The sequence below is a fragment of the Paraburkholderia sp. CNPSo 3272 genome (assembly GCF_024206495.1).
Taxonomy (GTDB): Bacteria; Pseudomonadota; Gammaproteobacteria; order Burkholderiales; family Burkholderiaceae; genus Paraburkholderia.
This window is the reverse complement of record NZ_JAMBPQ010000021.1, coordinates 65,238-91,394: the sequence shown is the minus strand read 5'-3', so window position 1 is coordinate 91,394 and position 26,157 is coordinate 65,238. Positions and strand designations below refer to the sequence as shown.

Below are 26,157 nucleotides of genomic sequence, written 5' to 3'. Positions count from 1 at the left end.
TCAAACCAGCATCGACTGCTGGGCGGAGATACCCGCAGTCGCGCCGTGCGATATTGCCGTGGTGACCGAGGCCATGGCCGGGTTGGCGAGGTCGCCGGCAGCGTAGATGCCGGGCGTGCTGGTTTCGCGGCGCTCGTCGACCTTGATGGCAATGCCGAGAGGAGTATCGACCGTGGCGAGTCCCAGTGATTCATGTAGGCTTGCGGAGGGCTTGTTGCGCGGATGCGCGAACAAGATATCGACTGCGACACTGAGTTCGGTGCCGAGCTTGACGGCAGCATTCTGGCCTTCGTGACGGGCGATTTCCGTGATCCGGCCGTCAACGACAGGTATTTTGCGGCGCGCCAGATCGGCGCGGATATCGGGCGCGATGTCGCGACCATCGGCGAAGACCGTCAACGTGTCGGTCCAATCGTGATACAGCCTGACATAGTTGTGCGACGGCGGCCCCGACCATATGAGGCCCCAATGCTGGCCGGCGACTTCAAAGCCGTCGCAATAGGGGCAAGGCACAATGGACGTGCCCCAGCTTTCGACAAAGCCCGGGACGTCAGGCATCTGATCAACGACGCCATAGCTCAGGATCAGGCGACGTGCACTCAAGCTTTCGTCATCGTCTGTCACGATGCGGAAATCGTCGTTGGCGCCAGACACGCTCTCGGCCCGGGCAGTGACCAGCCTGACTGTGGGATAGCGCGCCAGTTGCTTCCGCGCCTCGGCCAGGATGTCCAGCGGGGGCTTGTGATCGTGTCCGAGGAGGCCATGTGAATGGCCGGCGAAACGGTTGCGCGGCCGGCCGGTATCGAGAACGACGACCTTGCGGCGAGCACGGCCGAGCTGCAGGGCGGCGGCGAGGCCGGCAAAGCTGCCGCCGATGATGATGACGTCATTCATGGTAATGGGCTCCGTGTTGTCGATGGAAGGTGCTCGGCTTGGCGGTGACTTTGCCTGGGCGAGCCCGGTGGTGGAAGGACCGGGCGGGTGTAATAGGGATCGTGATTTCATGGAAATCTCCCTGTTTCATAGGCCGGCGCGTTGTCGCCGTGCGATACGCGATCGAGACGCGCAGCGAGCAGGGTTTCGGCATCGGTGAGTTGCTTATCACGGCGTTGACCTGGCAGCGCAACGCCGCCTTCCATATCGCCGGGCGGCCCGTGGCAGCTTGACTGAAGAACATGTTGAAACCTGCTCATTGGCTTGCAAATTTAAGATACCGTGCGGTATCATAATCTATGCATTAAGATACCGTCAAGTACTGGAATTCGCATGATTGAAAAAAAACAGGGGCGGCGCGGTCGGCCCGCCAACGAGGCGCTTGGCCAAACGGTAGTCGACGCCGCGAGCGAACTCTTTATGGAGCTGGGTTTTCAAGCGACGACAATGGACAAGGTCGCCCAGCGGGCGAAGATATCCAAGCTCAGCATCTATCGGCACTTCGAGAACAAGGAGGCGCTGTTCAGTGCGGCCATGGCGGCCCACTGCCATCGGTTTGCACCACAGGCCCTTTTTGAAGGCGTCGACGGTTCGGCCGAAGATCAGCTCATGGCGGTGGGATCAACCCTGCTTCGCACCCTGTTGAGCCCGGACGTCCGCAGTGTCGAAGCCATGGTCTTGGCCGACAAGACGAATCAAAAGTCGTTAAGCAAGCTTCATTACGAAGCCGGGCCCGCCTATGTCATCGCCCAAATCGAGGCCCTGTTGCGTCAGTTGCACGCGAAAGCGATTCTGAACGTACCTGATGCGCTCAGGTCCGCCCGCTTGTTTGCCGCGCTTTTCAAAGGATCCGATCTCCTGCTTATTGCACGCTTCGATGAGGCGAAAGCAGAGGACGACAACGAAATCCAATACTATTGCCGGTCGGCCGTCACCATGTTCATCGCCGCGCACAGTCGCATCTGAAAGTGCGCTATCGCGGCCTGATGAAGAACACACAGCAATTGCATACGCTGTTCGCCCTGAGCAACCTATGGATGGTGCGTGGACGACTGATGGGAAGGCCAACGCATGAGCGCAATAGCCGCCCGCGTGCTCAGACAATCGGCGCATTCTTTATGCAAAACATTTGATAGCAATTCGAGGGTCGAGCAAGATGTCATCCTGGCACGGCTTGAGCCGCCTCACGAACTCACGGGTCTAAGCGTCCGCAGAGGCCGACGACTTGTCCTCCAACCCACGGCACGGAATGACCGTGCCACTCGGCCGGTTTCGGCGGTTCGACATCTAGATGAATGGTCGACAAGCCGCAGCGCGAGTGCCCTCGGGCTGGTAACGCGTACGGTCCGTATCGAGTCTCTACATGCGAGGTCGCCCGTCTGAGGGGGGATGATTGAGCCACCGTTCGGTCCTTCATCGAGCGTTCAAATTTCCCGGTCTGGTGTCGCTCAGGTGGTGAATATCAGATGGACATCTGGCGGCTGTTTGCACCAGCCCGACCGAGCCGCCTGCTCTGGTTCTGCACCATGCGCGGCGAGGAAGATGCACAGATTCGGTGCCAGGCGCACGGTCGGCGCGCATGTCCCATACATGTCGCCGCACTGGCTCTACAGCCTTATCGTCGCAACGCCCGACGTGCCTTCGTTATGCGCAATCCAGTTCACAACTGGCACGCAGTTCGCTTAACTCACAGCCCGAGTAGAAGCGGCTAGCGACCGGCAGATCATGCCGGCTACGTGGGGCATTGCTCTTGGGGCGCACCGTGCGCCCACGTCGATCTTTGTGTCGGCGTTTGAACGGAACCGTCCGGTTTCGCCAACAAGGAGCGTGCAATGGTTTGCCCCGATTTTTCACGAACGATGTGCCTAACCGCCTTTGCGATTGAGCAACGGCGTGTCCGTTCTTGCGTACATCGCGCGACGCTCCCTCTTGGCGCTCCCTCAGCGATCTCGTTCCGCACCATTCAAACCATCCACCTGTTGTGTGTCCTCACACGGAGTTTTGTCATGCCTTTTCTTCGCCTTTTGCATTTGCTGTCTCGCTTATCCCGCTCTCTCGCTTCTCGTCGTTCATCAATTGCGCGGTCCATGTCTGCTGTGACGCTGGTCGGTGGTGTCGTCGCCACGCCGCTTTCTCATGCTGCGGATCACGTCACCTTGCTCACCAACTGGTATGCACAGGCCGAGCACGGCGGTTTCTATCAGGCAGTCGCGACTGGTATTTATCAAAAGTACGGCCTCGATGTCACGATCAAGATGGGTGGCCCGCAAGTGAATGACATGCAATTGCTTGCTGGCGGCCAGGCCGATTTCATGCTCGGTTATGACTTTCAGACGCTATCGGGCGTGGAGGCAGGCATTCCGGTGACAACCGTTGCTGCGTCGTTTCAGTACGATCCGCAGGGCATGCTCACGCACGCAGACGTCTCTAGTCTCGCGGGACTGAAAGGTAAAACTATTCTGGTGGCCGGCTCGGGACGAACGAGCTGGTGGCCGTGGCTGAAAGCGAAGTATGGCTACACGGACGCGCAATCGCGCCCGTATACGTTCAACCTGCAACCGTTCTTCGCAGATACGAACGTGGCCATGCAGGCCTATCCGTCGTCGGAGACTTACCAGGCCGAGCAGGCGCATGTTCCTGCGCATTTCTTCCTGTTCGCGGACGATGGCTATCCGCCGTACAACACAACCATTGTGACGATGCGCGACACGCTGAAAAACAAGCCCGATGTAGTGGCGCGCTTCGTGAAAGCGTCGATGGAAGGCTGGAAGAGCTATCTGAACGATCCGCCACCCGGGAATGCGCTGATCAAGAAAGACAATCCCCAGATGACGGACGCGCAACTCGCGTATGGCGTTGCTCAATTGAAGAAACTGAAGCTGGTCACAGGCGGCGATGCAGCGTTATCGGGCATCGGCGTAATGACTGACGCGCGCTGGAAGAAGACGTTTGACTATATGGTCGGTGCGAAGCTGCTCAAGCCGGCGACGGACTATCACAGTGCGTACACCCTGCAATTCATTCAGGTCACGAGGGTGATGCCATAAGAGAGGCCCATCCGTCGCGTTACAGGCCGCCTCAAAGACTTCGCTGCATGCGAGGGTACTTCTTCACTCCCGCATGCAGACCATCAAAACATGTAGTCGAAGGAGTTTCACGATGCTCGTCACCCGTCAAAAAGTTTTGCGCCGTTTCTGGTACGCCATTATGCCCATGGCGAAACTCGATGAAGGTCCGCAACCGTTCACCCTACTCGGAGAGCCGATCGTGCTTTGGAAGGGCGCGGGCGGCAAGCCGCACGCCTTGCGAGATCGCTGCTGCCATCGCACGGCAAAATTGTCGAAGGGCTTTGTCGACGGTGACGGCAATATTGCTTGCGGCTATCACGGCTGGACCTATGACTGTTCCGGGCAATGCGTGAAGATTCCGCAGAGCAACGGTACGGCGATTCCGTCACGCGCAGTGGTTCAGGCTTACCGCTGCGAAGAGCGCTATGGCTACGCGTGGGTCGCGCTCGACGAACCGTTGCAGCCCATCCCCGAGTTTCCCGAGGAAACGGCACCGGGTTATCGCCGAATTCTGCAGTTCTATGAGCGGTGGGAAACCAGCCCGCTGCGGATGATGGAAAACTCGTTCGACAATTCGCATTTCAGCTTCGTCCATAAGTCGAATTTTGGTCTCTTTGACAACCCGAAGCCGTCGAAATACGAATTCCATCCGAGCAACTGGGGCTTTGAAGCGGAGACGCACGTGCCAGTGCGCAATCCGCCTGCGAGTCATCGCGTGACGGGCACGACGGAGGAAGTCACCGAACGGCATCTGACCAACCGCTGGTTCATGCCGTTTGCACGGCGCTTTGGCTGCGTGTATCCGGCAAGCAGCGTGCATCACATCATCTACAACTGCGCAACACCGATCGACGATCGCACGCTGATGCTGTCGCAGTGGCTCTATCGCAACGACAGTGAGGAGGCATGTTCGACGCAGGAGCTGATTGACTGGGACCGTCCCATCACCGACGAAGACCGCGACATTCTCGAAGCAACGGACTACGACGCCTGCATCGACGTCAGGCGTCAGCAGGAATGCCACATGGAATCGGATCAACCCGGTCTGCTGATGCGGCGCATGCTGCTGAAGCTGCTGAGCGATCACGGCGAAAGCGAAGTGTTTCGTATGGAAACGGAGGCGTGACCATGGAAAGCATCGCGGAGTATTCCGCCCAATCCAGCGAGCCTGGCCAACCTGAAACTGGGCGACCGACCACAGCGCCGTTACTCGCCGTACAGCGGGTCGACAAGCGCTATCCGAACGGCACCGTTGCACTCGAAGACGTGCGGCTCACCATCGCGCCAGGCGAATTCGTCTCCCTGCTCGGGCCATCGGGATGCGGCAAGAGCACGCTGCTGAAGATGTTTGCCGGCATCGAATTGCCGACGCATGGGCATTTGCGCTGGTGGGGGCAGCCTTTCCAAACGGTCGGCTCGCCGGAACATCGCATGTCGATGGTCTTCCAGGAGGCCACCCTGATGCCATGGGCAACCGTGGCCGCCAACGTGCGCCTGCCGCTTGATCTTGCGCACGTTCCGCGCCGGGAAGCGGACGCGCGTGTTGCCGATGCACTGGCAGGCGTTGGACTCGCGAAATTCGGCAAGGCGCTCCCGCGCGAGCTTTCCGGCGGCATGCAGATGCGCGCCTCGCTTGCACGCGCGCTCGTCACCGAGCCCGACCTGTTGCTCCTCGACGAGCCGTTTGGCGCGCTCGACGAGTTCACCCGTAACCGGCTCGACGCCGATCTGCGCGCATTGTGGCAACGGCGCGGCATGACGGTGGTGTTCGTCACGCACAGCATCTACGAGGCGGTGTATCTATCGAGCCGGGTTGTCGTTATGCAGGCGCGGCCGGGACGCATCATCGCCGAAGTGCCGATTGAGGGAGCGCTCGAACGGGACGATGCGCACCGCGTGTCGGTCTCCTTCATGCAGGACTGCAAGACGCTCTCGGAGCTGATCACCGATGCGAATAGCGCATCGATTTCGGCCAAGGAAACCGAGGTGCAATCATGACGGGCGAAGTACTGCGGGCTCAACCAACTCAGCACACGGCGACCGCGAACGCCACCATACGAACGCCGATATTGCGGCGGCCACGCGTAGCAAAGGCAATTGCGCCGTGGTTGGTCGGCATAGTGTTTCTGGCGCTGTGGCAGGCCTGGTGTGTGCTATTCAAGTTGCCCGCATATCTGGTGCCATCGCCCGTGGCGATTGTCGGACAACTGATCCAGGATGCGCCGTTGTTGTTCGGCAGCCTGCTTATGACGTTGAAGATCACGTTGTGGGCATTCGCGCTCGCTACGGTGTTAGGCGTGGCGATTGCATTGCTATTTGTGCAAAGCCCGTTGATCGAAGCGAGCCTGTTTCCGTATGCCATTTTGCTGCAGGTCACGCCAGTGGTGGCGGTTGCACCGTTGATCATAATCTGGGTAAAGGATACGACCGTCGCCCTCGTAGTGTGCGCCACCTTAGTCGCACTGTTTCCGATCATTTCGAACACTGTGCTCGGACTGCGTAGCGTGAATCCCGGCCTCATCAATCTGTTCAGGATCAACGGTGCGACGCGTTGGCAAACGCTGGCGCGGCTGCGCATACCCAGCGCGTTGCCGTATTTCTTCGGCGGCCTGCGCATTTCCAGCGGCCTATCGTTGATCGGTGCCGTGGTAGCGGAGTTTGTCGCCGGCACGGGCGGCAGCGGCGCGGGGCTGGCTTATCAAATTCTACAGGCGGGCTTCCAGCTCAACATTCCACGGCTTTTCGCCGCTTTGCTGCTGATAACCATAACGGGCGTTGTGCTGTTCGGCATGACCGCGTGGGTGTCGCGTATCGGCTTGCGCGGATGGCACGACAGTCAGCTTTGATTCGGCTTCGCACTCCGTTCTCTTATCATTCGAACCCATGCAAACTCCTGTAACGCAAGGCTCTATCCTGATCCGCAATGCGGCCGCCATCATGACCGGAGGCCGCGGCGGATTGAACGATCGCACGCGCGTGAGCGGCCCTGATATCCGCATCCGCGGTGAGACGATCGAAGCGATTGGCACACTGCCACTAGACCCAGGGGAGACGGTTTTCGACGCAACCGATTGCGTGATCTATCCGGCGTGGGTCAACACCCATCATCATCTGTTCCAGTCTCTGCTCAAAGGCGATAGGGCCGGTCTGGACGCCACGCTTACGCCTTGGCTCGCGGCCACGCCATACCACTTTCGCGCGCTTTTCGACGAGCAACGCTTTCGTCTCGCGGCGCGCATCGGTCTTATCGAACTGGCACGGTCCGGTTGCGCGACCGTCGCCGACCACAACTACGTTTATTACCCGGACATGCCGTTCGACAGTTCGGCAATCCTGTTCGAAGAAGCGGAAAAGCTCGGTCTGCGTTTTGTTCTCTTGCGCGGCGGTGCCACGCAAACCCGGCAACTAGAAGCGGATTTGCCCACCGCGCTACGTCCTGAAACGCTGGATGCTTACGTCGCCGATATCGAACGTCTCGCCGCCAGGTATCACGATGCTTCGCCTCGGGCGATGCGGCGCGTCGTGATGGCGCCTACGACCGTAATGTATTCCATCGCGCCTGGGCAGATGCGCGAAACAGCGGCAGTGGCGCGCCGTCTCGGACTGCGACTGCATAGTCACCTCTCAGAAACGGTGGGCTACCAGGACAGCGCGCACGACCTTTACCAACTTTCGCCCGTCGCGTTCTGCGGCGAACACGACTGGCTGGGCAGCGACGTCTGGTACGCTCATCTCGTGAAGGTCGATCCAGACGAAATCGCCATGCTCGCGGAAACGAGTACGGGTGTCGCGCATTGTCCGCAAAGCAACGGCCGCCTCGGCAGTGGCATTTGTCCGGTTCGGGATATGGCGGATGCGGGCGTGCCGGTGTCGATCGGCGTCGACGGCGCCGCATCCAACGAAGCCGCCGACATGATTTCCGAAGTACACATGACGTGGCTGGCGCAACGCGCTCGGTTCGGGATGGCGGCCGCGCCGCGATTGCGGGGCGGCTGCTTCGAAGGCGGCGCGCACGCCGCGAGTGTCGAAGACGTCATTCATTGGGGCACGGCCGGTGGCGCGCAGATTATGGGCCTTGACGACGTGGGCAAAATCGCGCCGGGGTATTCTGCGGACATTGCCATCTATCGCCTCGACGATCCACGTTACTTCGGTCTGCATGATCCGGCCGTCGGACCCGTGGCCTCGGGGGGGAGGCCATCTTTGGCCGCGCTGTTTTCGGCGGGTCGACGGGTGGTCAGCAATGACCAGATCGACGGTGTGGACCTCGCGCAGTTGGGGCGCGAGGCGAGGGCGGCGGTAAAGGCCTTGCTCGCAGAGGTGGATAGCTAAAGACGCGGGCTCGATGTCACGCAGTTATTCGCCGAAGGTCAGAGCCAACGGCGACTGTCATGCAGCAGAAGACCCAGCGGCCGGTCCAGTTCGAAATCACTGAACAGACGCGGGAGAGCGATACTGCATGGATTTGAGAGGCCGGGCTGGCGTCGAGCGATTATCTGTTCCCAAGCCGCATTCACGTCTCAGCCCATCTTTGAACGCGTCAATACGCCCGTCTTGTCCATCGTTGGATACGGGTCGCGGGCGGCATTCGGGCGCTGTTCGGCCGGGAGCGGTCCTTCATACCAGGGCGCTGTTTCGTCGACAATTGACCGCGCGCCCGTCCGCTGCTCCGTCGGGTTCTATTCCACGCCTGTCGCGGCAAACACTTCTTGTGCGGCGAACAAGGCATTCAGTGCTGCCGGAAAGCCCGCATAAAGTGCCATCTGCATGAACACCTCAACGATCTCATCGCGCGTGCAGCCTACATTCAGCGCCGCCTCGATATGGATCTTCAGTTGCGGTCGGGCGTTGCCGAGCGCGGCCAGAGCCGCGATCGTTGCAATCTCGCGGGCGCGCAGATCGAGTTGGGGCCTGCTATAGATGTCACCGAAGCCAAATTCGATCAGCATACGGCCGAAGTCTGGAGCGATTGGCGCGAGCGCTGCGACTACCTTCTCGCCGACATGCCCATCGATTTGCCTTAACTTTTGCCAACCCTGCGCGTAGCGGTCCTGGTTCGCGTGCGTTGTCTTGACTTTCGTATCCATGACGGGTCCTGTTCCTGTTGATGTGGTCGGAAATTGTCGTCATGTCGTGTCGCGTTCCTTGCTGCGGTCTCGTACCAAGCGATCTTGTCCACGATTGCCGCAAGATTGGCCTGCAGTTCAGCAATACGTGCCAAGACCGTGTCCCGATGCTCAGTGAGCATCTCGCGCCGAGAACCGTACGTCGAGTCGCCCTGCGCGCGTAGTTCAGAGAACGCTTTTATTGAGGCTATTGGCATTCCCGTCGCTTTCAGGCGCATGACGAATTGCAGCCAGTCCAGATCGGCCGGCGAATACAACCGATGTCCGGCAGTGGTTCGCCCTACTGCACGCAGCAGCCCCTCTTGCTCGTAGTAGCGCAGCGTATGCGCGGAGACACCAGTGGCTGCGGCCACCTGACCGATCGTTAGCGATTTCGACATGATGGACCCGAGGTTAGGACTTCGAGTGCACTCTAAGTCAAGCGCAACGTCGTGTCAGCTTTCTTTCATGCACGGTCTGCACCTGGCACGCCGATCGGTTGACGAGAGACCTCTGGATGGCCGCTTTGCGGCAATTTCGCTGCCCGTTCAGGCCTTCTCTCGGGGTACTTTGCGCTGACGTCTTTCGGCGCAGCGTGGTGCAGGTCAGGCGGTTGCGCGACAGAAACACGCTGAATGCCTGCGCCCTTGTCGTAGTCAGCAACCAGAGCGCGTGAAATCAACGTCTCCACTTTCGATAACTCCGCCGAAGCGGCCCGGCGCTCTTTGATTGCTCCAGTACAGATTGGTATGGTTTATCACGGCTTCCGGTGGCGGCGCACCTCTTCGCGTCATGTCCTCTGTCGTATGGGCATCGCTGACCAGAGTCGCATCATAGCCGCGCGCGAGTGCCCCATGCAGTGTCGATCGGATACACATGTCAGTCTGCGCGCCGGTCACAACCAGTTTGCCGACCCCGAGCCTCGACAGCACCTGCTCCAGATCGGTGCTTTCGAACGCGTCGCGATAACTCTTTTCGACGATTGCTTCCCCTTGCACCGGGGCAAGCTCGGCAACGATCCGCCACGCTTCACTGCCCGCCTTGAGTTCTTCGTCGGCGTGGCGGACCCAGACGACCGGCACCCGAGCAGCACGAGCCCGGTCAATGAGCAAATTGACTGCGCCGAGCACTTCGTTACGGCGATATGCGTTCTCGATGACTGCGTTTTGGAGATCGATAACGACAAGTGCAGTGTTGGGGCGATCGGCTAACGTGGTCATGAGCAGTCACATCTTGAGGAAACAGCGCTTATCTTAGCGGGATTTGCGAAGCGCAACGCAAGTGCCGCCTTGAGGTTGGCTCACCGCCGACCGTGAGGCAGAATTCCCGAGACGGCCGCGAACGGCCGTTCGATGTTGCTACCTGGATCGTTGACATTCACTGCGTAGACAAGCCCGGACGCAAGCTTGACCTGTCTCCAATGTCTCCTTTCAGGAGCCTCGAAAGGCCGTTGCGGTTCGCGAAGCACCTCTCGCTTCGCGAACCAACTCACCATTCGCGGGCGCATTCAGCTGCAGACGTACGCGTGAGGTGCGGCCCTTCGCTGGAGGCTAAGGGCGCCGGGAAAGCGCCCTGTGAGGATTTGCCGGAAAACCGGTCAGTCACGTCAAGCGCGGCGCTTGCAAGCCGCGCATCTCAGAACCGCGTCTGCACGCCCACGCGGGCGATGAACTGGTTAGGACCACTCGACGTGCCATTGGGGTCGAGCACGCCGCTGATCAGTGCCTGAGCCCCGGCGTTCGTACGCTGATACACGGTCTCCGCATACACGACCGTCCGCTTGGACAGGAAGTGATCGACGATGGCCGTGATCTGGTGCGCGTGATTGTTGTCGAGATACGCATTGCCCTTCATGTACATGTAGTCGGCGGCAATCGCCCAGTCTGGCGCGAGCAGCCAGTTCGCACCGGCTTCGGCCTGGGCAATGGCGCCGCCGTTGAAGGTGTTGCGCACGGTCGTCACCAGCAGCGTCGCCATGACCTTGCCGAAATCGTAGTGCGCGCCTACGCCCCAGTTGCGAATGCCGACATCGGGTTCGCCGGTCTCGACATATTTGGCTTCGGTGTAGGCCGCCGCCATGCCGAACGCGCCGTTGGTGTAATTCGCGCCGGCGCTGACCGTGTTGCCGCGTCCGAATGCGCCCGGAATGCCACCAAAGCCGTACAGGCCACCGAAGCTGAATCCGCCAAACTTCGGCGATTGATATTTGACCGAGTTCTCGACCGTGGCCCCGGCCATGCGGTCCCAGTCGAATTGCTGCGCGAAGGGCGGGTTGCCCGGAATCGCGATCTTCGCAAACGGACCCGCGCGGAAGTTGTAGAGGCCCCCTACTTCCATTGCCGCGTCGTCGTGACCGAAAAACAGCGAATCGGTCATGAAGTCATATTGATTGCCCATCGTCAGCCTGCCGTACTGGTCGCTGTCGAGGCCAACGTACGCATTGCGCCCGAAGATCCCTTGACCGGAGATGATCGAGCCGGTCCCCATCGAAAATTGATTGACGAGGTCGAACACCGCGTGCAAGCCGCCGCCCAGATCTTCGCGCCCGCGTAGCCCCAGCAGGTTCGGCGTGAAAATGCCGTCGTCGAACTTCACCACCGAGTGGCCGCCCTGGTTGCTGACCCACGACACGCCCGCGTCCACCATGCCGTACAGCAACACGCTGTCACCACCCGCCGGGCCGCCTTCCGCATGTGCCTGGGCGCAAGCCATCACCGATACCGCCGTGCACCACAGTGCAAGGTTCTTCATTGACGTCTCCTTTGACTTGATCTCTTTGTTGGCATCCTTTTATTACGGATGCCTTATTAATTGAAATAATCGCCGAACTTCGGCAAACCGTAACGGCACCGGGGCGCCGTTACCGCAACATCAGTCGGATTGCAGTGCGACCGGAGCCGAACGGCGTGCCAGCGCGCGCGGTGCGGTTTCGATCAGGAACATCGAAACGAAGATGCCGCAAATGAGGCCGCCGAGCGCGAACTGCAGCGTGAACTGAATGCCGTCGTGCTGCGCGACATATCCGGCAATGGCTGGAGCAATGCCGCCGCCAAAAATCTCGCCGGCGCCCGAGGTAATGCCGATGGCCGAGGCGACCAGACCTGCCGGCGCGGCTTCAGTCGCGATCGGACCGGTGAGGACGCCCAGCATCCCAAGCGCGAAGAACGAAACGACGAACAGGACGGCAAAGAGCATCCACGGGTTCGCGCCGATGCGGGCGAACACATATAGCGAAATCGCCGCGCCCGCGAACGACACGACCGAGGTCAGCCGCCGCCCCGCAACGTCGGAGAGACTGGCAAGGCCGAACTCGCCGAGAAAGCCGCCGAAGCCGATTGCCGACACGACGAAGCCCATCTGCGCGGTGTCGAGATGCAGGTAGTCCACGAGATAGTTGGGCACCATCGCGCCGATCACGAAGATGCCAGCCATCGCGCAAAGCGTGGCCAGCATGGCTAGCACGACATTGCGGCTGCCAAAGAGCGCGCTCCAGCGCGGGCCGCCCGTTGCGCGCGCAGCCGCCGCGTGCGCCGGCTTGATTTGCGGCGCGTCGCGCAGCATCGTCGCGATCAGCACGGCCACGATGAGGCCCGGGACGGCGGAAACCGCGAACACCCAGTGCCACGACGGCACGACGCGCAGCAACTGCGTCGCGATGATCGGCGCGAGTCCGAGGCCCATCAGCGCGAACATGCTGAGCTGCAGCCCCTGGTTGCGTCCGCGGCGCGACGGATGCGAGGCCTCGCCCACGGAGGCCACGCTGGTGGGCGTGAATGCGCCCTCTGCGACGCCCATCAGCGCGCGAATGAGCAGCAGGCTCGCGAAGCCGGCGGCGAATCCCGAGAAGCTCGAGAGCAGCGAGAACATCACCATCGCCGCGATCATGATCTTGCGCCGGCCAATGCGGTCGGACAGGCGGCCCATGAGGATCGAGAACACGCCCCACGCAATACTGAGAATGCCGATCAACTGGCCGAGCTGCTGGTAGCTCAGGTTGAGGTCTTTCATCATGTGGGGAAAGAGCGGCGCGATCATCCAGCGATCGAGCCCGACCAGACCGAAGCCGATGGCGAGCAGGACCAGCGTCCTGCGTTCGTTTTTCAGATCGTGTGGTTCATGCGGATGGTGTGATTGGACCTGCCTCGTCACATTTGTCTCCTTGGTTATCTTGCGTGTTCGCATTACGAACTACGCTTCGTTTATCGAACTTCGAGCAAGATCGTAGGAAACCTCACCTAATGATGTCAATCAAAAAAGACCCTCGTTGTACACAATTTCTCTTTACTTTCCGCTTACTTTTCCACGTTTACCCTGAATTTCGCGTCACTTCGATTGAATTGATCGAATCGCTGTATACAATCTGTACACATCGCGGGCAGAACCCAAGCTGTCTCTGGCCGCCTCCCAATTCGCTTTCCCCACTTCCTCTACGCATGAACGGCATCGACGATACCCCCGCCAGCACGCGCGCCGGCTCCGCCGCTTCGCAGACCGTCAAAGCCCAGCTCGGGCTGAGAGAACTGATACTCGGCGGCGAACTCGCGCCCGGCGAGCGCATTTCCGAATTGGGCGTGGTCGAGCGCCTTGGCGTCTCGCGCACGCCGGTGCGCGCGGCGCTCATGCGCCTGCAGGAGGAAGGGCTGCTCGAACCGATTCCGAGCGGCGGCTATGCCGTGCGCTCGTTTTCGGAAATAGAAATACGCGACTCGATCGAATTGCGCGGCACGCTCGAAGGGCTGGCTGCGCGCCTTGCCGCCGAGCGCGGCATCACCCATTCGATGTTCCGCGACCTGCACGACTGCATCGACGAGATCGACGAACTGCTCGTGGGCGAGCTGAGCGAGGAAACCTTTTCCCGCTACGTCGAAGCGAATGGCCGCTTTCACCGGCTGCTGGCCGCGGCTTCCGACAGCGAAGTGGTGGCGCGGCAGATCGAGAAAGTCGCCACCTTGCCGTTTGCATCCGCCAGCGCATTCGTCGTCGTGCAGTCGCTCGACCCGCGTGCGCGCGAAACGCTGATCGTTGCGCAGGCCCAGCATCGCGCCGTACTCGAAGCGATCGAAAGCCGCGAAGGCGCGCGCGCCGAAGCGCTGATGCGCGAGCACTCGCATATCGCCCATCAAAACCTCAAGCGCGTGCTCGACAACCAGCGCGCCATGACGAGGCTGATTGGCGGCAATCTCATTCGCCGCAATCCGCGCTAGTGGCGAGCGGTATACAGGCTCGCCAAAAGGCTTGATTCGAATGGCGGCACGCGTGCCGCCCCTCACCCTGAACGAAGGCGCAATCAAACGCCCTGGAGGAGATATATGTTCCTGAAAAATGCATGGTATGTCGCGTGCACCCCCGATGAAATCGACGGCAAGCCGCTTGGGCGGCAAGTCTGCGGCGAGCGCATGGTGTTCTGGCGCACGACCGAAGGCGGCGTCGCCGCGCTCGAAGACTTCTGCCCGCATCGCGGCGCCCCGCTCTCGCTCGGCAGCGTGCGCGAAGGGCACCTGGTGTGCGGCTATCACGGCCTCACCGTGGGCGCCGGCGGCAAATGCGTGAGCATGCCGTGCCAGCGCGTGGGCGGCATTCCGTCCGTGCGCAGCTATCCCGCGGTCGAGCGCTACGGCTTCATCTGGGTATGGCCCGGCGACGCGGCGCAAGCCGACCCAACGAAGATCCATCACCTCGAATGGGCCGACAATCCCGCGTGGGCGTATGGCGGCGGCCTGTATCACATCCAGTGCGACTATCGCCTGATGGTCGACAACCTCATGGACCTCACGCACGAGACCTACGTGCACGCCTCGAGCATCGGCCAGCCCGAGATCGAGGAAGCACCGCCCAAGACCACGGTCAACGGCGACGTGGTCACCACCAGCCGCTTCATGCACAACATCATGCCGCCGCCGTTCTGGGCCGCGGCGCTGCGCGGCAACGGCCTTGCCGACGATGTGCCCTGCGACCGCTGGCAGATCTGTCACTTCTCGCCGCCCAGCCATGTGATGATCGAAGTGGGCGTGGCGCACGCAGGCAAAGGCGGATATGACGCCGATGCGCGCGACAAGGCATCGAGCATCGTCGTCGACTTCATTACGCCGGAAACCGAAACGTCGATCTGGTATTTCTGGGGCATGGCGCGCAGCTTCGCCGTGCACGACCACGCGCTCACCGAAACGATTCGCGCGGGACAGGGCAAGATCTTCTCCGAGGACCTCGAGATGCTCGAATCGCAGCAGCGCAATCTGCTCACATGGCCCGAACGCCGCATTCTGAGCCTCAACATCGACGCCGGCGGCGTGCAGTCGCGCCGCGTGCTCGACCGCCTGATCGCCGCAGAACGCAACGCAACGGCCACCGCCGCGGCGCTCTGATTCGATCAAAGCCACGGTCGCGCGGGGACGCGCGGCCGCTCTCCTTCCCTCGCCCCAACGCATCATGAAAGTCACCCTTCTGCGCAAGATTTCCGTTGCCACCGACATCTGCGTTTTCGAACTGGCGAGCGCCGACGGCTCGCCGCTCCCCGCTTTCGCGGCGGGCGCGCACATCGACGTCCATGTCGATGGATTCGTGCGCCAGTACTCGCTTTGCAACCGTCCCTCCGATAAAGGCGTCTACCGCATCGGCGTGTTGCGCGACCCGGTTTCGCGCGGCGGCTCCGTCGCGATGCACGCGCTCGATGCCGGCACGAGCCTGGAAATCAGCAGTCCGAAAAATCACTTCCCGCTAGACGAACAGGCCACGCATACCATCCTGCTCGCGGGCGGCATCGGCATCACGCCGCTCATCGCCATGGCCGAGCAGTTGCGCGAGCAAGGCCGCCCGTTCGAACTGCACTACTGCACTCGCGACCCACAGCGCGCCGCCTTTCGCGAGCGTCTTGCCGAAGCGGGTCTTGCGGAGCGCACCCACTTCTATTTCGACAGCGAAGGCGCCGATGCGCGCATCGACCTCGCGCGCGTGCTTCGCGCCCCGCAGGACGGTAAGCATGCCTACGTTTGCGGCCCGGCGGGCTTCATCGATGCCGTGCTCGCAGCCGCGGCCGGCGCGGGGTGGCCCGCGCAAAACGTGCACCGCGAGTACTTCGGCGCCGCCCAACCAGGCGCGAACGCCGACGCCAACGGCGCCTTCCAGGTCACGCTCGCGAGCTGCCAGCGCGTGATCGACGTCCCGGCCGGCATGACCATCGTCGAAGCACTGCGCGCGGGCGGCGTCGAGGTGCCGGTCTCATGCGAGCAAGGTGTATGCGGCACCTGCATCACGCGCGTGCTCTCCGGCGAGCCGGACCATCGCGACCTCTACCTGACCGACGAGGAGCGTGCCGCCAACGACCAGCTGCTGCCGTGCTGTTCGCGCTCGCGCTCGCCCATGCTCGTGCTCGACCTCTGATACGGCGGCGGCGCCACCGCACATCAGGACTCGCGCGCTCGCCTCACCGCGAGCAGCGCGGCGAGCGCCGCCACCAACGTGACCGGGACGCTCGCGCCTATCACCGTCGTGGCGCTCGCGCCGCCTGCCAGCAACTGCCCTGCCGCGAGCGGACCGACGATCGACCCCACGCGTCCCACCGCGACTGCCGCGCCCACGCCGGTGCCGCGCATGACGGTGGCATAACTCGTCGCGGAAAGCGCGTAGAGCATCGACTGTGCGCCGACCACGCCCATACCCGCGAGCAGCACCGAAACCGAGATCCAGAACAGGTTGCCCGCGCCCGCGAGCATGAAGAGCGAGATCGCGATGCCGCCGTAGACAGCCGCGACGACACGCCCCGGCTTTACGCGGTCCATCAGCATGCCGATGCCGAGCACGCCGATCACGCTGCCCACGTTGAAGAAGATCTGCGTGACGCCGGCCTGGCTGCGCGAAAGGCCCCGGCTCACGATCAGCGAGGGCAGCCAGTTGAGCAGGAAGTACAGCACGATCAGCGTGCAGAAAAAGCTGAGCCAGATCTGCGCGGTCACCGCGGCGCGGCCGTCGCCGAACAGCACGCGCCACGTGGGCGGCGGCCCGCCCTGCGTGGACTGCGCGCGGCTCGAGGCCGCTTCATAGGCCGCGGATTCGGGCAGGCAGGCGAGGATCAGCGGCGCGACCACGAGCGGTCCGACGCCGCCCGCGTAGAAGATATGCCGCCATTCGGTGTCGCCCGCGCTGAGCACGCCGATCAGCGCCGCAAGCGCGCCGCCGAGCGGCATGCCGCAATACATGATGCTGACCGCCGTATTGCGCAGCCGCGGCGCCACGGCTTCAGCCGAGAGCGCGATCAGGTTCGGCATGGCGCCGCCGAGGCCGATACCGGTCAGGACGCGCGCCACCAGCAGCGTGGGGAAGCTCCACACATGGGCGGTGGAGATCGAGAACACGCCGAACGCCACCATCGAGAGCAGCAGCACGCGCTTGCGCCCGATGCGGTCGGCGAGGCGTCCGCCGATCATCGCGCCGGGCAGAAGACCGAGCATGCCCGCGCTGAACGCGAGCCCCATCTGGCTCACCGAAAGACCGAACTCGCGCGCCATGCGCGGCGCGGCCACACCCGTCGACTGGAGATCGACGCCCTCCAGCACCGCCACGATCAGACACAAACCCAACACCCATGCGGTTCCCGCCGCCGTGCGCGCGCTCACCTGCGTAGTCGATGACGACACGTTGCCTCCTCGTTTTGTAATGGAATGTCGCGGCCTTTCACCACGCCGGCACTAGTTAGTTAACCTAACCTACGTGCTAAAAAAATTTCAGGCATAGGGCAGCGGATCGCGGCCCCCCGTTTCGATGAGCCGCAGCCGGTGATCGAACGCCATCAGCGGGTAAGCGAAAAAGTAAAGCGCCGTGACGCGCTTTTCGGCATAGAACGGGTCGTCGGCCGAGGCATCCGTCGCGATGCGCAGCGTGCGCGCCCAGGCAAATGCAAGCAGCAGCCAGCCGATAAGCGCGAGATAGTCGTCGGCCACGCGGTAGGGCAACTCGCGATCGTCCGCGCTGCCCTGCCTGATTTCATCCGTAATGCGCTGCACGTCCACCACCAGCGCATCGAGCCGTGCGCATGCGCCGTGAAGTGCGCGATCCTGGGAAGCGATACAGCGTGCGGCCTCCGCTGTGACATGCGCGAGCAACGCGCGCAACGCCTCGCCGCCGTCGCCGAGCACCTTGCGGACAAGCAGATCGATCGCCTGGATTTCGTTCGTGCCTTCGTAAAGCATGGCGACGCGGCTGTCGCGCAGGATCTGCTCCACGCCGTAGTCGTGGATATAGCCGTAGCCGCCGAACACCTGCAGCGCACTCGATGCCGCCGCAAAACCATTGGCGGTGAAGAACGCCTTGGCGACAGGCGTGAGCAGCGAAGCGATCCGCCCCGCCGCCTCGCGTTCATGCGCCTCGGGATGGCGCGCGGCCACATCGAGCCAGTAACCGATCCAGTAGCCGATGGCCCGCTCGCCCTCCACCGTCGCGCGCAAATCGAGCAGGACGCGTCGCATGGCCGGATGAAACGCGATCGGCGCGGCCTGCGCCGGCTCGCCCTCGTAATGCGCAGGCGCGCTCACGGCGCGCATTTGCACGCGTTCGTGCGCGTAGGCATGCGCGCGCTGCCAGGCAAGCTGCGCATGGCCCACGCCCTGCATCGCCACCTGCAGGCGCGCCGCGTTCATCATGACGAACATCGAAGCGAGGCCGCGATGCGGCTCGCCCACCAGCCAGCCCAGCGCGTGTTCGAAACGCATCGAGCACGTCGGGCTGGCCTTGAGGCCCATCTTCTTCTCGATGCCTTCGCAATGCACGCCGTTGCGCACGCGCTCGCCGGTCTCGCCGAAGGTCCGTTTCGGCACCACGAAGAGCGAGAGGCCCTTCGTGCCCGCCGGCGCATCGGGCAGACGCGCGAGCACGAGGTGCACGATGTTTTCGGTCAGATCGTGCTCGCCGCCCGTGATGAAAATCTTGCTGCCGTCGATGCGCCAGGCGCCGTGCGCCGCGTCGGGCGTCGCTCGCGCGCGCAGCAGCGCGAGATCGCTGCCCGCCTGCGGCTCGGTCAGGCACATCGTGGCAAGCCACTCGCCGCTCGCGATCTTCGGCAGCCAGTCGCGCTTCAGCGCATCACTGCCGTGCGCCATCAGACACGCCGTCGCGCCATGCGTGAGGCCGGGCGACATCAGCCATGCGTGGTTGGCCGCCGCGAGCATTTCCTGCAGTGCGACTTCGAGCAGTTGCGGCAGGCCCTGGCCGCCCGCGTCGGCGTCGAGCGCGAGCGTCGGCCAGCCTGCCGCGACGAAATCCGCATACGCCTCGCGAAAGCCCGTGGGCATCGAGACCTCGCCGCCCTCGAAGCGGCACCCCTCGAGGTCGCCCGCCGGGTTCAGCGGCGCGATGCGTTCCATCACGAAACGAGCGGCTTCTTCGAGCACCTGCTGTGCCGTCGCGCTGTCGAGGTCCTCCCATGCGGGAACACTGCGCCACCATGCGGGTGCTTCGATCCATTCGTCGATCACGAAGCGCATGTCGCGCAGCGGAACCTGATAGTCGAGACTCATCGTGACCGGTCCTCAAACGTGCTGCAGATGACGGGCGAAAATCACGCGCGTTTCTGTGCCCCGCGCTGCGTACAACGCGTCTACGAGCGCCGCGCGCTGGCTCAGCACGACGCGCTGATTGATCGACCCTTTATCCGTGATCTCGCCCAGATCGAGCGACGGCGGCGCGTCCATCAGGTGCAGTCGCGTGACGAGGGTCGCGCTGCCCGTCGCCTCGCGGTTCAGCCGCTCCAGCAGGTCGGCAAAGAAGTCGCGCACGGCGCTCGCGTCCAGAACGTCGCGCGCGGCCGCGCTCGCGTCGAGCCCCGCGAGCCGGCGGCATTCGTCGAGGCGCGGGAAGATCAGCACGCCGACGTCGTCGCGATCCATGCCCGCGATCACCGCGTCCTGCACGTACGGTGCGCCGCCCGAGACGATGCGCGCGCGCATGGGCCCCACGCTCACGAACGTGCCGGAGCTGAGCTTGAAGTCCTCAGCAATGCGTCCGTCGAACAGCAGGCCCAGTTCGGGCCGCCCGGCATCGACGAAGCGCACGGCGTCGCCGGTGCGGTAGTAGCCCTCTTCGTCGAACACGTCGTGACGGTCCGCCTCGTTCGCGCGCCAGTAGCCGCCCATCACGTTCGGGCCGCGAAAGCGCGCTTCGAGCTTGCCGTCCACGGGTACAAGACGCGTCTCGCAGCCCGGCGCGGGCAGGCCGATATAGCCCGCGCCCATCACCGGGCCGGTCGTGAAGAGGCACGACGGCGCGGTCTCGGTCATGCCGAGGCCCGCCATGATGCGGATGCGCTCGCCGCAATGGGCCTGCGTCACACGTTCTAGCCGGTCCCACGCCGCCTGCGAGAGCCCCGCGCCCGCGAAGAAATACATCTTTACGCGCGAGAAAAACGTCTCGCGCAACTGCGCGTCGGTTTCGAGCGCGGCGGTCAGTTCTTCCCAACCCTTCGGAACGTTGAAGTAGAGCGTGGGCGCGATTTCGCGCAAATTGCGCAGCGTCTCTTCGAAGCGGCCGGCCACCGGTTTGCCGTCGTCGATATAGAGCGTGCCGCCGTTGTAGAGCGCGATACCCACGTTGTGGCTGCCGCCGAAGGTGTGATTCCACGGCAGCCAGTCCACCAGCACCGGCGGCTCGATGCCGAACTGCGGGAAAGTCTGCAGCAGCATCTGCTGGTTGCTGCACAGCATGCGATGCGTGGTGGGTACGGCCTTCGGCAGGCGCGTCGATCCGGAGGTGAAGAGGAACTTCGCGATCGTGTCGCCGCTCACGCGCGCCTGCGCGGCCTCGAAGCTGCCCGCCTGCGTCTCGAGCAACGTCGAAAACGGCGTCTCGCGGCGGCCGCCGCCAGCCGGCGTCACGACCACGCGCTCGATATCGGCGGGCACCGCGGCGTCGAGCGCCGCGGCAAAAGCGGGGCCGTCCGCCGCGAATACTAGGCCCGGATTGAGCAGACCCAGCGTGTGCCGCAGCTTGTTGTAATCGCTGGAGACGAGCGAATAAGCAGGAGAAATGGGCGCATAGGGCACGCCGGCCCATAGTGCGCCGAACGCCATCTGCAGATGTTCGAGATCGTTGCCCGAGAGCAGCGCGACCGGACGTTCGGCCGACAAGCCGCGCTCGATCAAGGCTTGCCCGATCGCACGGGCGCGTTCGAGCATCTGCGCGTAGCTGATGCCCTGCCATTGCCCGTCGGCGCCGCGGCGCGCCACGAGCCAGCGGTCCGGATGCTCGCGCGCGCCGCTCACGAGCCGGTCGGTCACGCGTTCGGGGAAGTCGTCGAGCGCCTCGCTCGAGCGCAAATACCAGCAGTCGCCGCGCCGTTCGATCTGCGGCGCGGCTAAGCCGATCGCGACGGCGCGATAACCGGCGAAGTCCGGTTGCACGACGGCGCGAGCATGCGTTTGGGTCGGCTCCGAATCCAAAGCCTGTCTCCTTTGCTTGACCGGTGCCGGGCTGCGCGGTGGATCGGCGCAGACGGCCCGGTGGTTCATGTCGTGATGCGCGCGTTCAGATCGGATAGTGGCGCGGGCCGGTCTGCACGGTGATCCAGCGCAGGTCCGTGAATTCGGCAATCGAAGCCTTGCTGCCGAAGCGGCCATAGCCGCTCGCCTTCACGCCGCCGAACGGCATTTGCGCTTCGTCGTGCACCGTCGGCCCGTTGATATGGCAGATGCCCGATTCGATGCGCTTCGCCACGTTCATCGCGCGCGCGATATCGCGGCTGAACACCGCCGCCGAAAGACCGTACTCGCTGTCGTTGGCGACCTTCACCGCTTCTTCGTCGCTGTCCACACGCTGCACCGTCACCACGGGACCGAACGATTCGTCGGCGTAGAGCTTCATCTCGCGCGTGACGTTTTCGACGATCACAGGCTGCATGATCGCGCCGTTCACCTCGCAGCCTAGCGGCAGGTTCGCACCCTTCTCGCGCGCGTCTTCCACTAGCGCACGGATGCGTCGCGCCGATGCTTCGCTTTCCAGAGTACCCAGTACCGAGCCCGGCTGCGTGGGGTCGCCAGCCTTCAGCGTGCGTGCCTTCGCAACGAGCTTGTCGACGAACGCATCGGCAATCTTGCGGTCGACAATCACGCGCTCGGTCGACATGCAGATCTGCCCTTGATTGAAGAATGCACCGAAGGCGATGCCTTCCACTGCGGCGTCGAGATCGGCATCGTCGAGCACGAGCACCGGCGCCTTGCCGCCCAGTTCGAGCAGTGCGGGCAACAGACGCCGCGCGCAATGCTCCGCGACGACGCGGCCCACGCGCGTCGAGCCCGTGAAGTTCACGCGCTTGACGGCCGGGTTGGCGATCAGGCGCTCGACAATGGCGGGCGCATCTTCCGGCGCATGCGTGAGCACGTTGACGACGCCCTCGCCCAGCCCCGCCTCGTTGAGCACTTCGCCGATCAGCGCATGCACGCCGGGACATCCTTCGGAAGCCTTCAGGACCACGGTATTGCCGCACGCGAGCGGCATGGCGAGCGCACGCGTGGCGAGAATCACCGGTGCGTTCCAGGGCGCCATGCCGAGCACGACGCCGCACGGCTCGCGCACGGCCATCGCGAGGCTGCCCGGCACGTCGGAAGGGATCACCGCGCCGTCGATCTGCGTGGTCATGGCGGCCGCTTCGCGCAGCATGTTGGCGGCGAGCATCACATTGAAGCCGTACCAGTTCGCCATTGCGCCCGTTTCCGCCGCGCCGATGGCGATGAAGTCCGCAGTGCGCGCGTCCATGCGCTCGGCGGCGGCCAGCAGGCGCTTGCGGCGCTCCGTGGGCGTGAGCGCTGCCCACGCCGGGAAGGCGCGCGCGGCCGCGGCAACGGCCGCGTCTGCATCTTCCACCGTGGCGGCGGCGGCGCGCGTGGCCACCGCGCGCGTGGCCGGATTGATGCGCTCGAAGGTCTTGCCGTTCGACGCAGCGCGCTTCTCGCCGCCGATCAGAAGCCGGGTTTCATGCATGTCGTTGTCTCCTCTGTCTGGTGCGCCGCTATCGATTAGCGCTTGTATGCCTGCAGGCCCGGCTTGATGCTCTTGTCGTCGAGGAACTGTTTGAGGCCCTGCTCGCGGCCGCCTTCCTTGTCGCGATGGTTGGCCTGGTCGAGCTTCGCGTAGAGATAGTCCTCGTTCTGCTCCCACGTCAGTTCGCGCGAACGCTTGAAGCCATGCTTCGCGTTGCGCAGCACGACCGGGTTCTTGTCGAGCAGTTTCGCGGCGAGCGCGAGCACTTCCTCGCGCAGTTGCGCGAGCGGCACGCTCTTGTTGACGAGGCCCATTTTCGCGGCTTGCTGGCCCGTAAAGGTATCGCCCGTCATGATGTAGTAAAGCGCCTCGCGGTGGCCCACCGTATCCGCCATCGCCTTGCTCACGAGGTTGCCCGGCGGAATGCCCCAATTGATTTCCGAAAGACCGAACGTGGCTTCGTCCGCGGCAATCGCGAGGTCGCACGCCACGAGCGGCGAGAAGCCGCCGCCGAAACACCAGCCGTTCACCATCGCGATGGTCGGCTTCGAATACATACGCAGCAGTTGCCATTGCCAGCGGCTCGCGTCGCGGCGAATGCGCTCCTGCAGCACGTCGGGGCCGGCATCGACTTCGCGGAAGTATTCCTTCAGGTCCATGCCGGCCGTCCACGCCGAGCCTTCGCCGGTCAGCACGAGCACTTGCGCCTCGGCGTCGAGCTCGAGCGTTTCGAGCACGTCGATCATCTCCTTGTTGAGCGTGGGGCTCATGGCGTTGCGCTTTTCCGGCCGGTTGAACGTCACCCAGCCGATGCCGCCCTCGACCGCAACCTTGACCGTTTTCCAGCGACCTTCGTAACTCATTCTCTCTCTCCGTAGACACTGCCGCACTCACGGCTTGAAATCAATTTACTATCAGGCTGCCTGATATGTAAAGTAGAATATGATCTCGTCGGTACAAACCCGTAAAACGCGATGACCCAGAAAACTTCCCTGACCGCGCCGCGCGCCCGAGCCCCGCAGCCGCCCGCCGAGGGTAGCCCGCACGCCGTGCCGCCCATGCGCCTGAGCTATCTGATCGGCCAGCTCGACCGCGTCGTGTCCCGCCGCCTGACCGAAGCGCTCGCTCGCCACGGGCTCACGCTGCCGCAGTACACCGCGCTTTCCGTGCTGCGCGCGCGCGGCCGCTCGTCCAATGCGCAACTCGCCGAGCGCTCGTTCATCACGCCGCAGGCCGCCAACGAAGTCGTGAAGACGATGGAGGCCAACGGCTGGGTCATGCGCGAAGCCGACCCGATGAACCGCCGCGTGGTGCTGCTATCGCTCACCAAAGCCGGCAACGCACTGCTGGGCGAATGCGACGCCGCGGCCGACCACGTGGAAGGCGCGATGCTCGACGATATGGACACCGAAACAGCGGAAAAGCTGCACGCGCTGCTGCATGCGTGCGTGCGCAATCTGCGCGCCGCGTAAGCGCTCGCTCGGCGAGTGACAGGAAGGAGGAGACACCCTTGAACATCGACCAGCTCGTTGCGATCGACACGCATGTCCACGCCGAAGTGTCGTGCTGCCAGCCGCCCGACCTCTTCGCGAAGGAATTCGACGAAGCCGCCGACAAGTATTTCGGCACCGTACTGAAGCAAGGCCGCCGCCCGACGATTCCGGAAACGATCGAGCACTACCGCGAGCGCAACATCGGTTTCGTGATGTTCACGGTGGATTGCGAGGCGAATATCGGGCGTCGCCGCATCGACAACGAAGAGATCGCCGACTTCGCGCAGCAGCATGCCGACATCATGATCGCGTTCGCCAGCATCGACCCGCACAAGGGCAAGTTCGGCGCGCGCGAGGCGCGGCGGCTGATCGAGGCGCATGGCGTGCGCGGCTTCAAGTTTCACCCCACCATGCAGGGCTTTTTCGCCAACGACCGGCTGGCTTACCCGCTATACGAAGTGATTGCCGAATATGGCCTGCCTGCGGTGTTTCATAGCGGCCACTCGGGCATGGGTTCGGGCATGCGCGGCGGCGGCGGGTTGCGTCTGAAGTACTCGGAGCCGATCTATCTCGACGACGTGGCCGCCGATTTCCCCGACATGAAGATCGTCATCGCGCATCCCTCCTGGCCGTGGCAGGAGCAGGCGCTTTCCATCGCGCTGCACAAGCCCAACGTGTATATCGACCTGTCGGGCTGGTCGCCGAAATACTTCTCGCCGGAACTGGTGAAGTACGCGAATACGCTCTTGCGCGAGCGAGTGCTATTCGCTTCGGACTTTCCCTTGATCCGTCCGGATCGCTGGCTCGCGGATTTCGATACGCTCGACATCAAGCCGGAAGTGCGCCCGTTGATCCTCAAGGAGAATGCGGTACGGCTGCTGGATCTCGGCGCGAAACCCTGAAGAAAGCGGCGCGCTCGGCGAGACACGGCCACGGTATTCGATATGCTGCGCCCATGCAATTTACATCAAGCGGAGCACGATTCTATGGAGAAGCGCTTGCAGGTCGCGTCGCGTGTCGATCACGAGGTGAATAAAAACGGTGTCGTCGCGGACCTGATAGATGATCCGGTTCTTGCCCGAAAACATCTGTCGAAAAGTGTCTTCGACAAAGCCATCGAGTTCGGCAGGCACATGGCCGCTCTCCGGGAACTCGCGGGTCTGCGCAATGGTGTCCTGGAGTTGAGCCGACGTCTGACGCCAGGTCTCCCATCCGAATGCGCGGACGATGTAGCTTCTCAGCTCATCGATACCGATCCGCGCGGTCGGCAGGACGCGGTACTTCAGCAGCGGGGCCTGCATTAGCGAAGCGTTTCCTTGCGGTCGAGCTCGTTGAGTTCTGCAAAGAACTCGTCGCCATCCAGATGGTCCGCACGCTCGATCTGTTTTTGGCCGATGGCAAGGATCTTCAGCAATGCGAGCGTTTGTTGAGTCGATTCATAGGTTCGCACGTCCTGAACAACGAGCTTCGCTTCGCCGTTCTGCGTGATGATGAGCGGCTCCCCTGAATCGGTCAGATCCTTGACGATTTGCGCGGCTTCACTCTTGAGGTAGCTGATTGGCTTCACGTGATCGGCGAGATGCATGAGGGGCTCCCGTA

At 63.0% G+C, this 26,157-nt stretch carries 25 protein-coding genes and 1 pseudogene; 13 read left to right on the top strand and 13 right to left on the bottom strand.

Translation table 11 applies throughout. The features are described from left to right. Complete coding sequence (locus tag M3I53_RS23825; protein WP_254318303.1) at window positions 1-894, bottom strand: NAD(P)/FAD-dependent oxidoreductase; 894 nt, start codon at window positions 892-894, stop codon at window positions 1-3. Between the two features lie 149 nt (window positions 895-1,043). Here M3I53_RS23825 and M3I53_RS38260 point away from each other — a divergent pair, with 149 nt between their 5' ends. The 8 genes and pseudogenes from M3I53_RS38260 to M3I53_RS38675 all read left to right on the top strand — a co-directional run. Further along, window positions 1,044-1,166, top strand: coding sequence for a hypothetical protein (locus M3I53_RS38260; RefSeq protein ID WP_302057810.1), 123 nt, complete (start codon window positions 1,044-1,046; stop codon window positions 1,164-1,166). 100 nt (window positions 1,167-1,266) lie between these two features. Next, entirely contained in the window at window positions 1,267-1,899 is a 633-nt protein-coding gene (locus tag M3I53_RS23820; protein ID WP_254318302.1) for a TetR/AcrR family transcriptional regulator, read from the top strand. Window positions 1,900-3,020: 1,121 nt separating this feature from the next. Then, a complete protein-coding gene (locus M3I53_RS23815; RefSeq protein ID WP_254318301.1) occupies window positions 3,021-3,980 on the top strand; it encodes an ABC transporter substrate-binding protein in 960 nt (319 codons plus the stop codon). A 112-nt stretch (window positions 3,981-4,092) separates the two neighbouring features. After that, on the top strand, window positions 4,093-5,127 hold the full coding sequence (locus tag M3I53_RS23810) for an aromatic ring-hydroxylating dioxygenase subunit alpha (protein ID WP_254318344.1): 1,035 nt from the start codon (window positions 4,093-4,095) through the stop codon (window positions 5,125-5,127). Window positions 5,128-5,129: 2 nt separating this feature from the next. Continuing rightward, window positions 5,130-5,999: an ABC transporter ATP-binding protein gene (locus M3I53_RS23805; RefSeq protein WP_254318300.1), complete on the top strand. Its 870-nt coding sequence runs from the start codon at window positions 5,130-5,132 to the stop codon at window positions 5,997-5,999. Beyond that, window positions 5,996-6,847: an ABC transporter permease gene (locus M3I53_RS23800; protein WP_254318299.1), complete on the top strand. Its 852-nt coding sequence runs from the start codon at window positions 5,996-5,998 to the stop codon at window positions 6,845-6,847. The genes M3I53_RS23805 and M3I53_RS23800 overlap by 4 nt, the downstream gene beginning before the upstream one ends. A 37-nt stretch (window positions 6,848-6,884) precedes the next feature. Beyond that, on the top strand, window positions 6,885-8,333 hold the full coding sequence (locus tag M3I53_RS23795) for an amidohydrolase family protein (RefSeq protein WP_254318298.1): 1,449 nt from the start codon (window positions 6,885-6,887) through the stop codon (window positions 8,331-8,333). A gap of 50 nt (window positions 8,334-8,383) precedes the next feature. Further along, a pseudogene (locus tag M3I53_RS38675) lies at window positions 8,384-8,533 on the top strand (integrase); the annotation flags it as partial. Window positions 8,534-8,680: 147 nt separating this feature from the next. On the opposite strand, the gene M3I53_RS23790 reads toward M3I53_RS38675, so the two are convergent. The 5 genes from M3I53_RS23790 to M3I53_RS23770 all read right to left on the bottom strand — a co-directional run bounded on the left by M3I53_RS23790 (window position 8,681) and on the right by M3I53_RS23770 (window position 13,255). Then, a complete protein-coding gene (locus tag M3I53_RS23790) occupies window positions 8,681-9,088 on the bottom strand; it encodes a carboxymuconolactone decarboxylase family protein (protein ID WP_254318297.1) in 408 nt (135 codons plus the stop codon). Beyond that, a complete protein-coding gene (locus tag M3I53_RS23785) occupies window positions 9,022-9,507 on the bottom strand; it encodes a MerR family transcriptional regulator (protein WP_254318296.1) in 486 nt (161 codons plus the stop codon). The genes M3I53_RS23790 and M3I53_RS23785 overlap by 67 nt, the downstream gene beginning before the upstream one ends. 255 nt (window positions 9,508-9,762) lie before the next feature. Then, on the bottom strand, window positions 9,763-10,326 hold the full coding sequence (locus M3I53_RS23780; protein WP_254318295.1) for a cysteine hydrolase family protein: 564 nt from the start codon (window positions 10,324-10,326) through the stop codon (window positions 9,763-9,765). Window positions 10,327-10,741: 415 nt separating this feature from the next. Next, entirely contained in the window at window positions 10,742-11,857 is a 1,116-nt protein-coding gene (locus M3I53_RS23775; RefSeq protein WP_254318294.1) for a porin, read from the bottom strand. A gap of 120 nt (window positions 11,858-11,977) precedes the next feature. Further along, window positions 11,978-13,255 (bottom strand): MFS transporter, encoded by a 1,278-nt coding sequence (locus tag M3I53_RS23770; RefSeq protein WP_254318293.1) that lies wholly within the window; start codon window positions 13,253-13,255, stop codon window positions 11,978-11,980. Window positions 13,256-13,539: 284 nt separating this feature from the next. On the opposite strand from M3I53_RS23770, the gene M3I53_RS23765 reads away from it, so the two are divergent. The 3 genes from M3I53_RS23765 (at window position 13,540) to M3I53_RS23755 (ending at window position 16,483) form a co-directional block, all read left to right on the top strand. Next, complete coding sequence (locus tag M3I53_RS23765; RefSeq protein WP_254318292.1) at window positions 13,540-14,310, top strand: GntR family transcriptional regulator; 771 nt, start codon at window positions 13,540-13,542, stop codon at window positions 14,308-14,310. 105 nt (window positions 14,311-14,415) lie between these two features. Continuing rightward, window positions 14,416-15,468 carry an aromatic ring-hydroxylating dioxygenase subunit alpha gene (locus M3I53_RS23760; protein ID WP_254318291.1) on the top strand — a complete coding sequence of 351 codons (1,053 nt, stop codon included), beginning with the start codon at window positions 14,416-14,418 and terminating at the stop codon, window positions 15,466-15,468. 64 nt (window positions 15,469-15,532) lie between these two features. Further along, the gene (locus tag M3I53_RS23755) at window positions 15,533-16,483 is read left to right on the top strand and encodes a PDR/VanB family oxidoreductase (RefSeq protein ID WP_254318290.1); all 951 of its coding nucleotides are present in this window, start codon (window positions 15,533-15,535) and stop codon (window positions 16,481-16,483) included. 23 nt (window positions 16,484-16,506) lie between these two features. On the opposite strand, the gene mhpT is transcribed toward M3I53_RS23755, so the two are convergent. The 5 genes from mhpT to M3I53_RS23730 form a co-directional block, all read right to left on the bottom strand. Next, complete coding sequence (gene mhpT, locus M3I53_RS23750; protein WP_254318288.1) at window positions 16,507-17,736, bottom strand: 3-(3-hydroxy-phenyl)propionate transporter MhpT; 1,230 nt, start codon at window positions 17,734-17,736, stop codon at window positions 16,507-16,509. Between the two features lie 87 nt (window positions 17,737-17,823). Then, complete coding sequence (locus M3I53_RS23745) at window positions 17,824-19,611, bottom strand: acyl-CoA dehydrogenase family protein (protein ID WP_254318287.1); 1,788 nt, start codon at window positions 19,609-19,611, stop codon at window positions 17,824-17,826. Between the two features lie 12 nt (window positions 19,612-19,623). Beyond that, window positions 19,624-21,528: a feruloyl-CoA synthase gene (locus M3I53_RS23740; protein WP_254318286.1), complete on the bottom strand. Its 1,905-nt coding sequence runs from the start codon at window positions 21,526-21,528 to the stop codon at window positions 19,624-19,626. A gap of 85 nt (window positions 21,529-21,613) precedes the next feature. Continuing rightward, entirely contained in the window at window positions 21,614-23,065 is a 1,452-nt protein-coding gene (locus M3I53_RS23735) for an aldehyde dehydrogenase (protein WP_254318285.1), read from the bottom strand. A gap of 35 nt (window positions 23,066-23,100) precedes the next feature. Next, window positions 23,101-23,928 carry a p-hydroxycinnamoyl CoA hydratase/lyase gene (locus M3I53_RS23730; RefSeq protein WP_069262195.1) on the bottom strand — a complete coding sequence of 276 codons (828 nt, stop codon included), beginning with the start codon at window positions 23,926-23,928 and terminating at the stop codon, window positions 23,101-23,103. A 111-nt stretch (window positions 23,929-24,039) separates the two neighbouring features. Here M3I53_RS23730 and M3I53_RS23725 point away from each other — a divergent pair, with 111 nt between their 5' ends. Further along, window positions 24,040-24,537, top strand: a complete 498-nt coding sequence (locus tag M3I53_RS23725; protein ID WP_254318284.1) for a MarR family winged helix-turn-helix transcriptional regulator — start codon at window positions 24,040-24,042, stop codon at window positions 24,535-24,537. Window positions 24,538-24,575: 38 nt separating this feature from the next. Then, window positions 24,576-25,460, top strand: coding sequence for an amidohydrolase family protein (locus M3I53_RS23720; RefSeq protein WP_254318283.1), 885 nt, complete (start codon window positions 24,576-24,578; stop codon window positions 25,458-25,460). Window positions 25,461-25,520: 60 nt separating this feature from the next. Here the strand turns inward: M3I53_RS23720 and M3I53_RS23715 are convergent, their stop codons facing one another. Together M3I53_RS23715 and M3I53_RS23710 are read right to left on the bottom strand one after the other, a co-directional pair. Further along, window positions 25,521-25,859, bottom strand: coding sequence for a type II toxin-antitoxin system RelE/ParE family toxin (locus M3I53_RS23715; protein ID WP_254318282.1), 339 nt, complete (start codon window positions 25,857-25,859; stop codon window positions 25,521-25,523). Next, window positions 25,859-26,143, bottom strand: coding sequence for a type II toxin-antitoxin system Phd/YefM family antitoxin (locus M3I53_RS23710; protein ID WP_254318280.1), 285 nt, complete (start codon window positions 26,141-26,143; stop codon window positions 25,859-25,861). The genes M3I53_RS23715 and M3I53_RS23710 overlap by 1 nt, the downstream gene beginning before the upstream one ends. Between the last annotated feature and the right edge of the window lie 14 nt (window positions 26,144-26,157).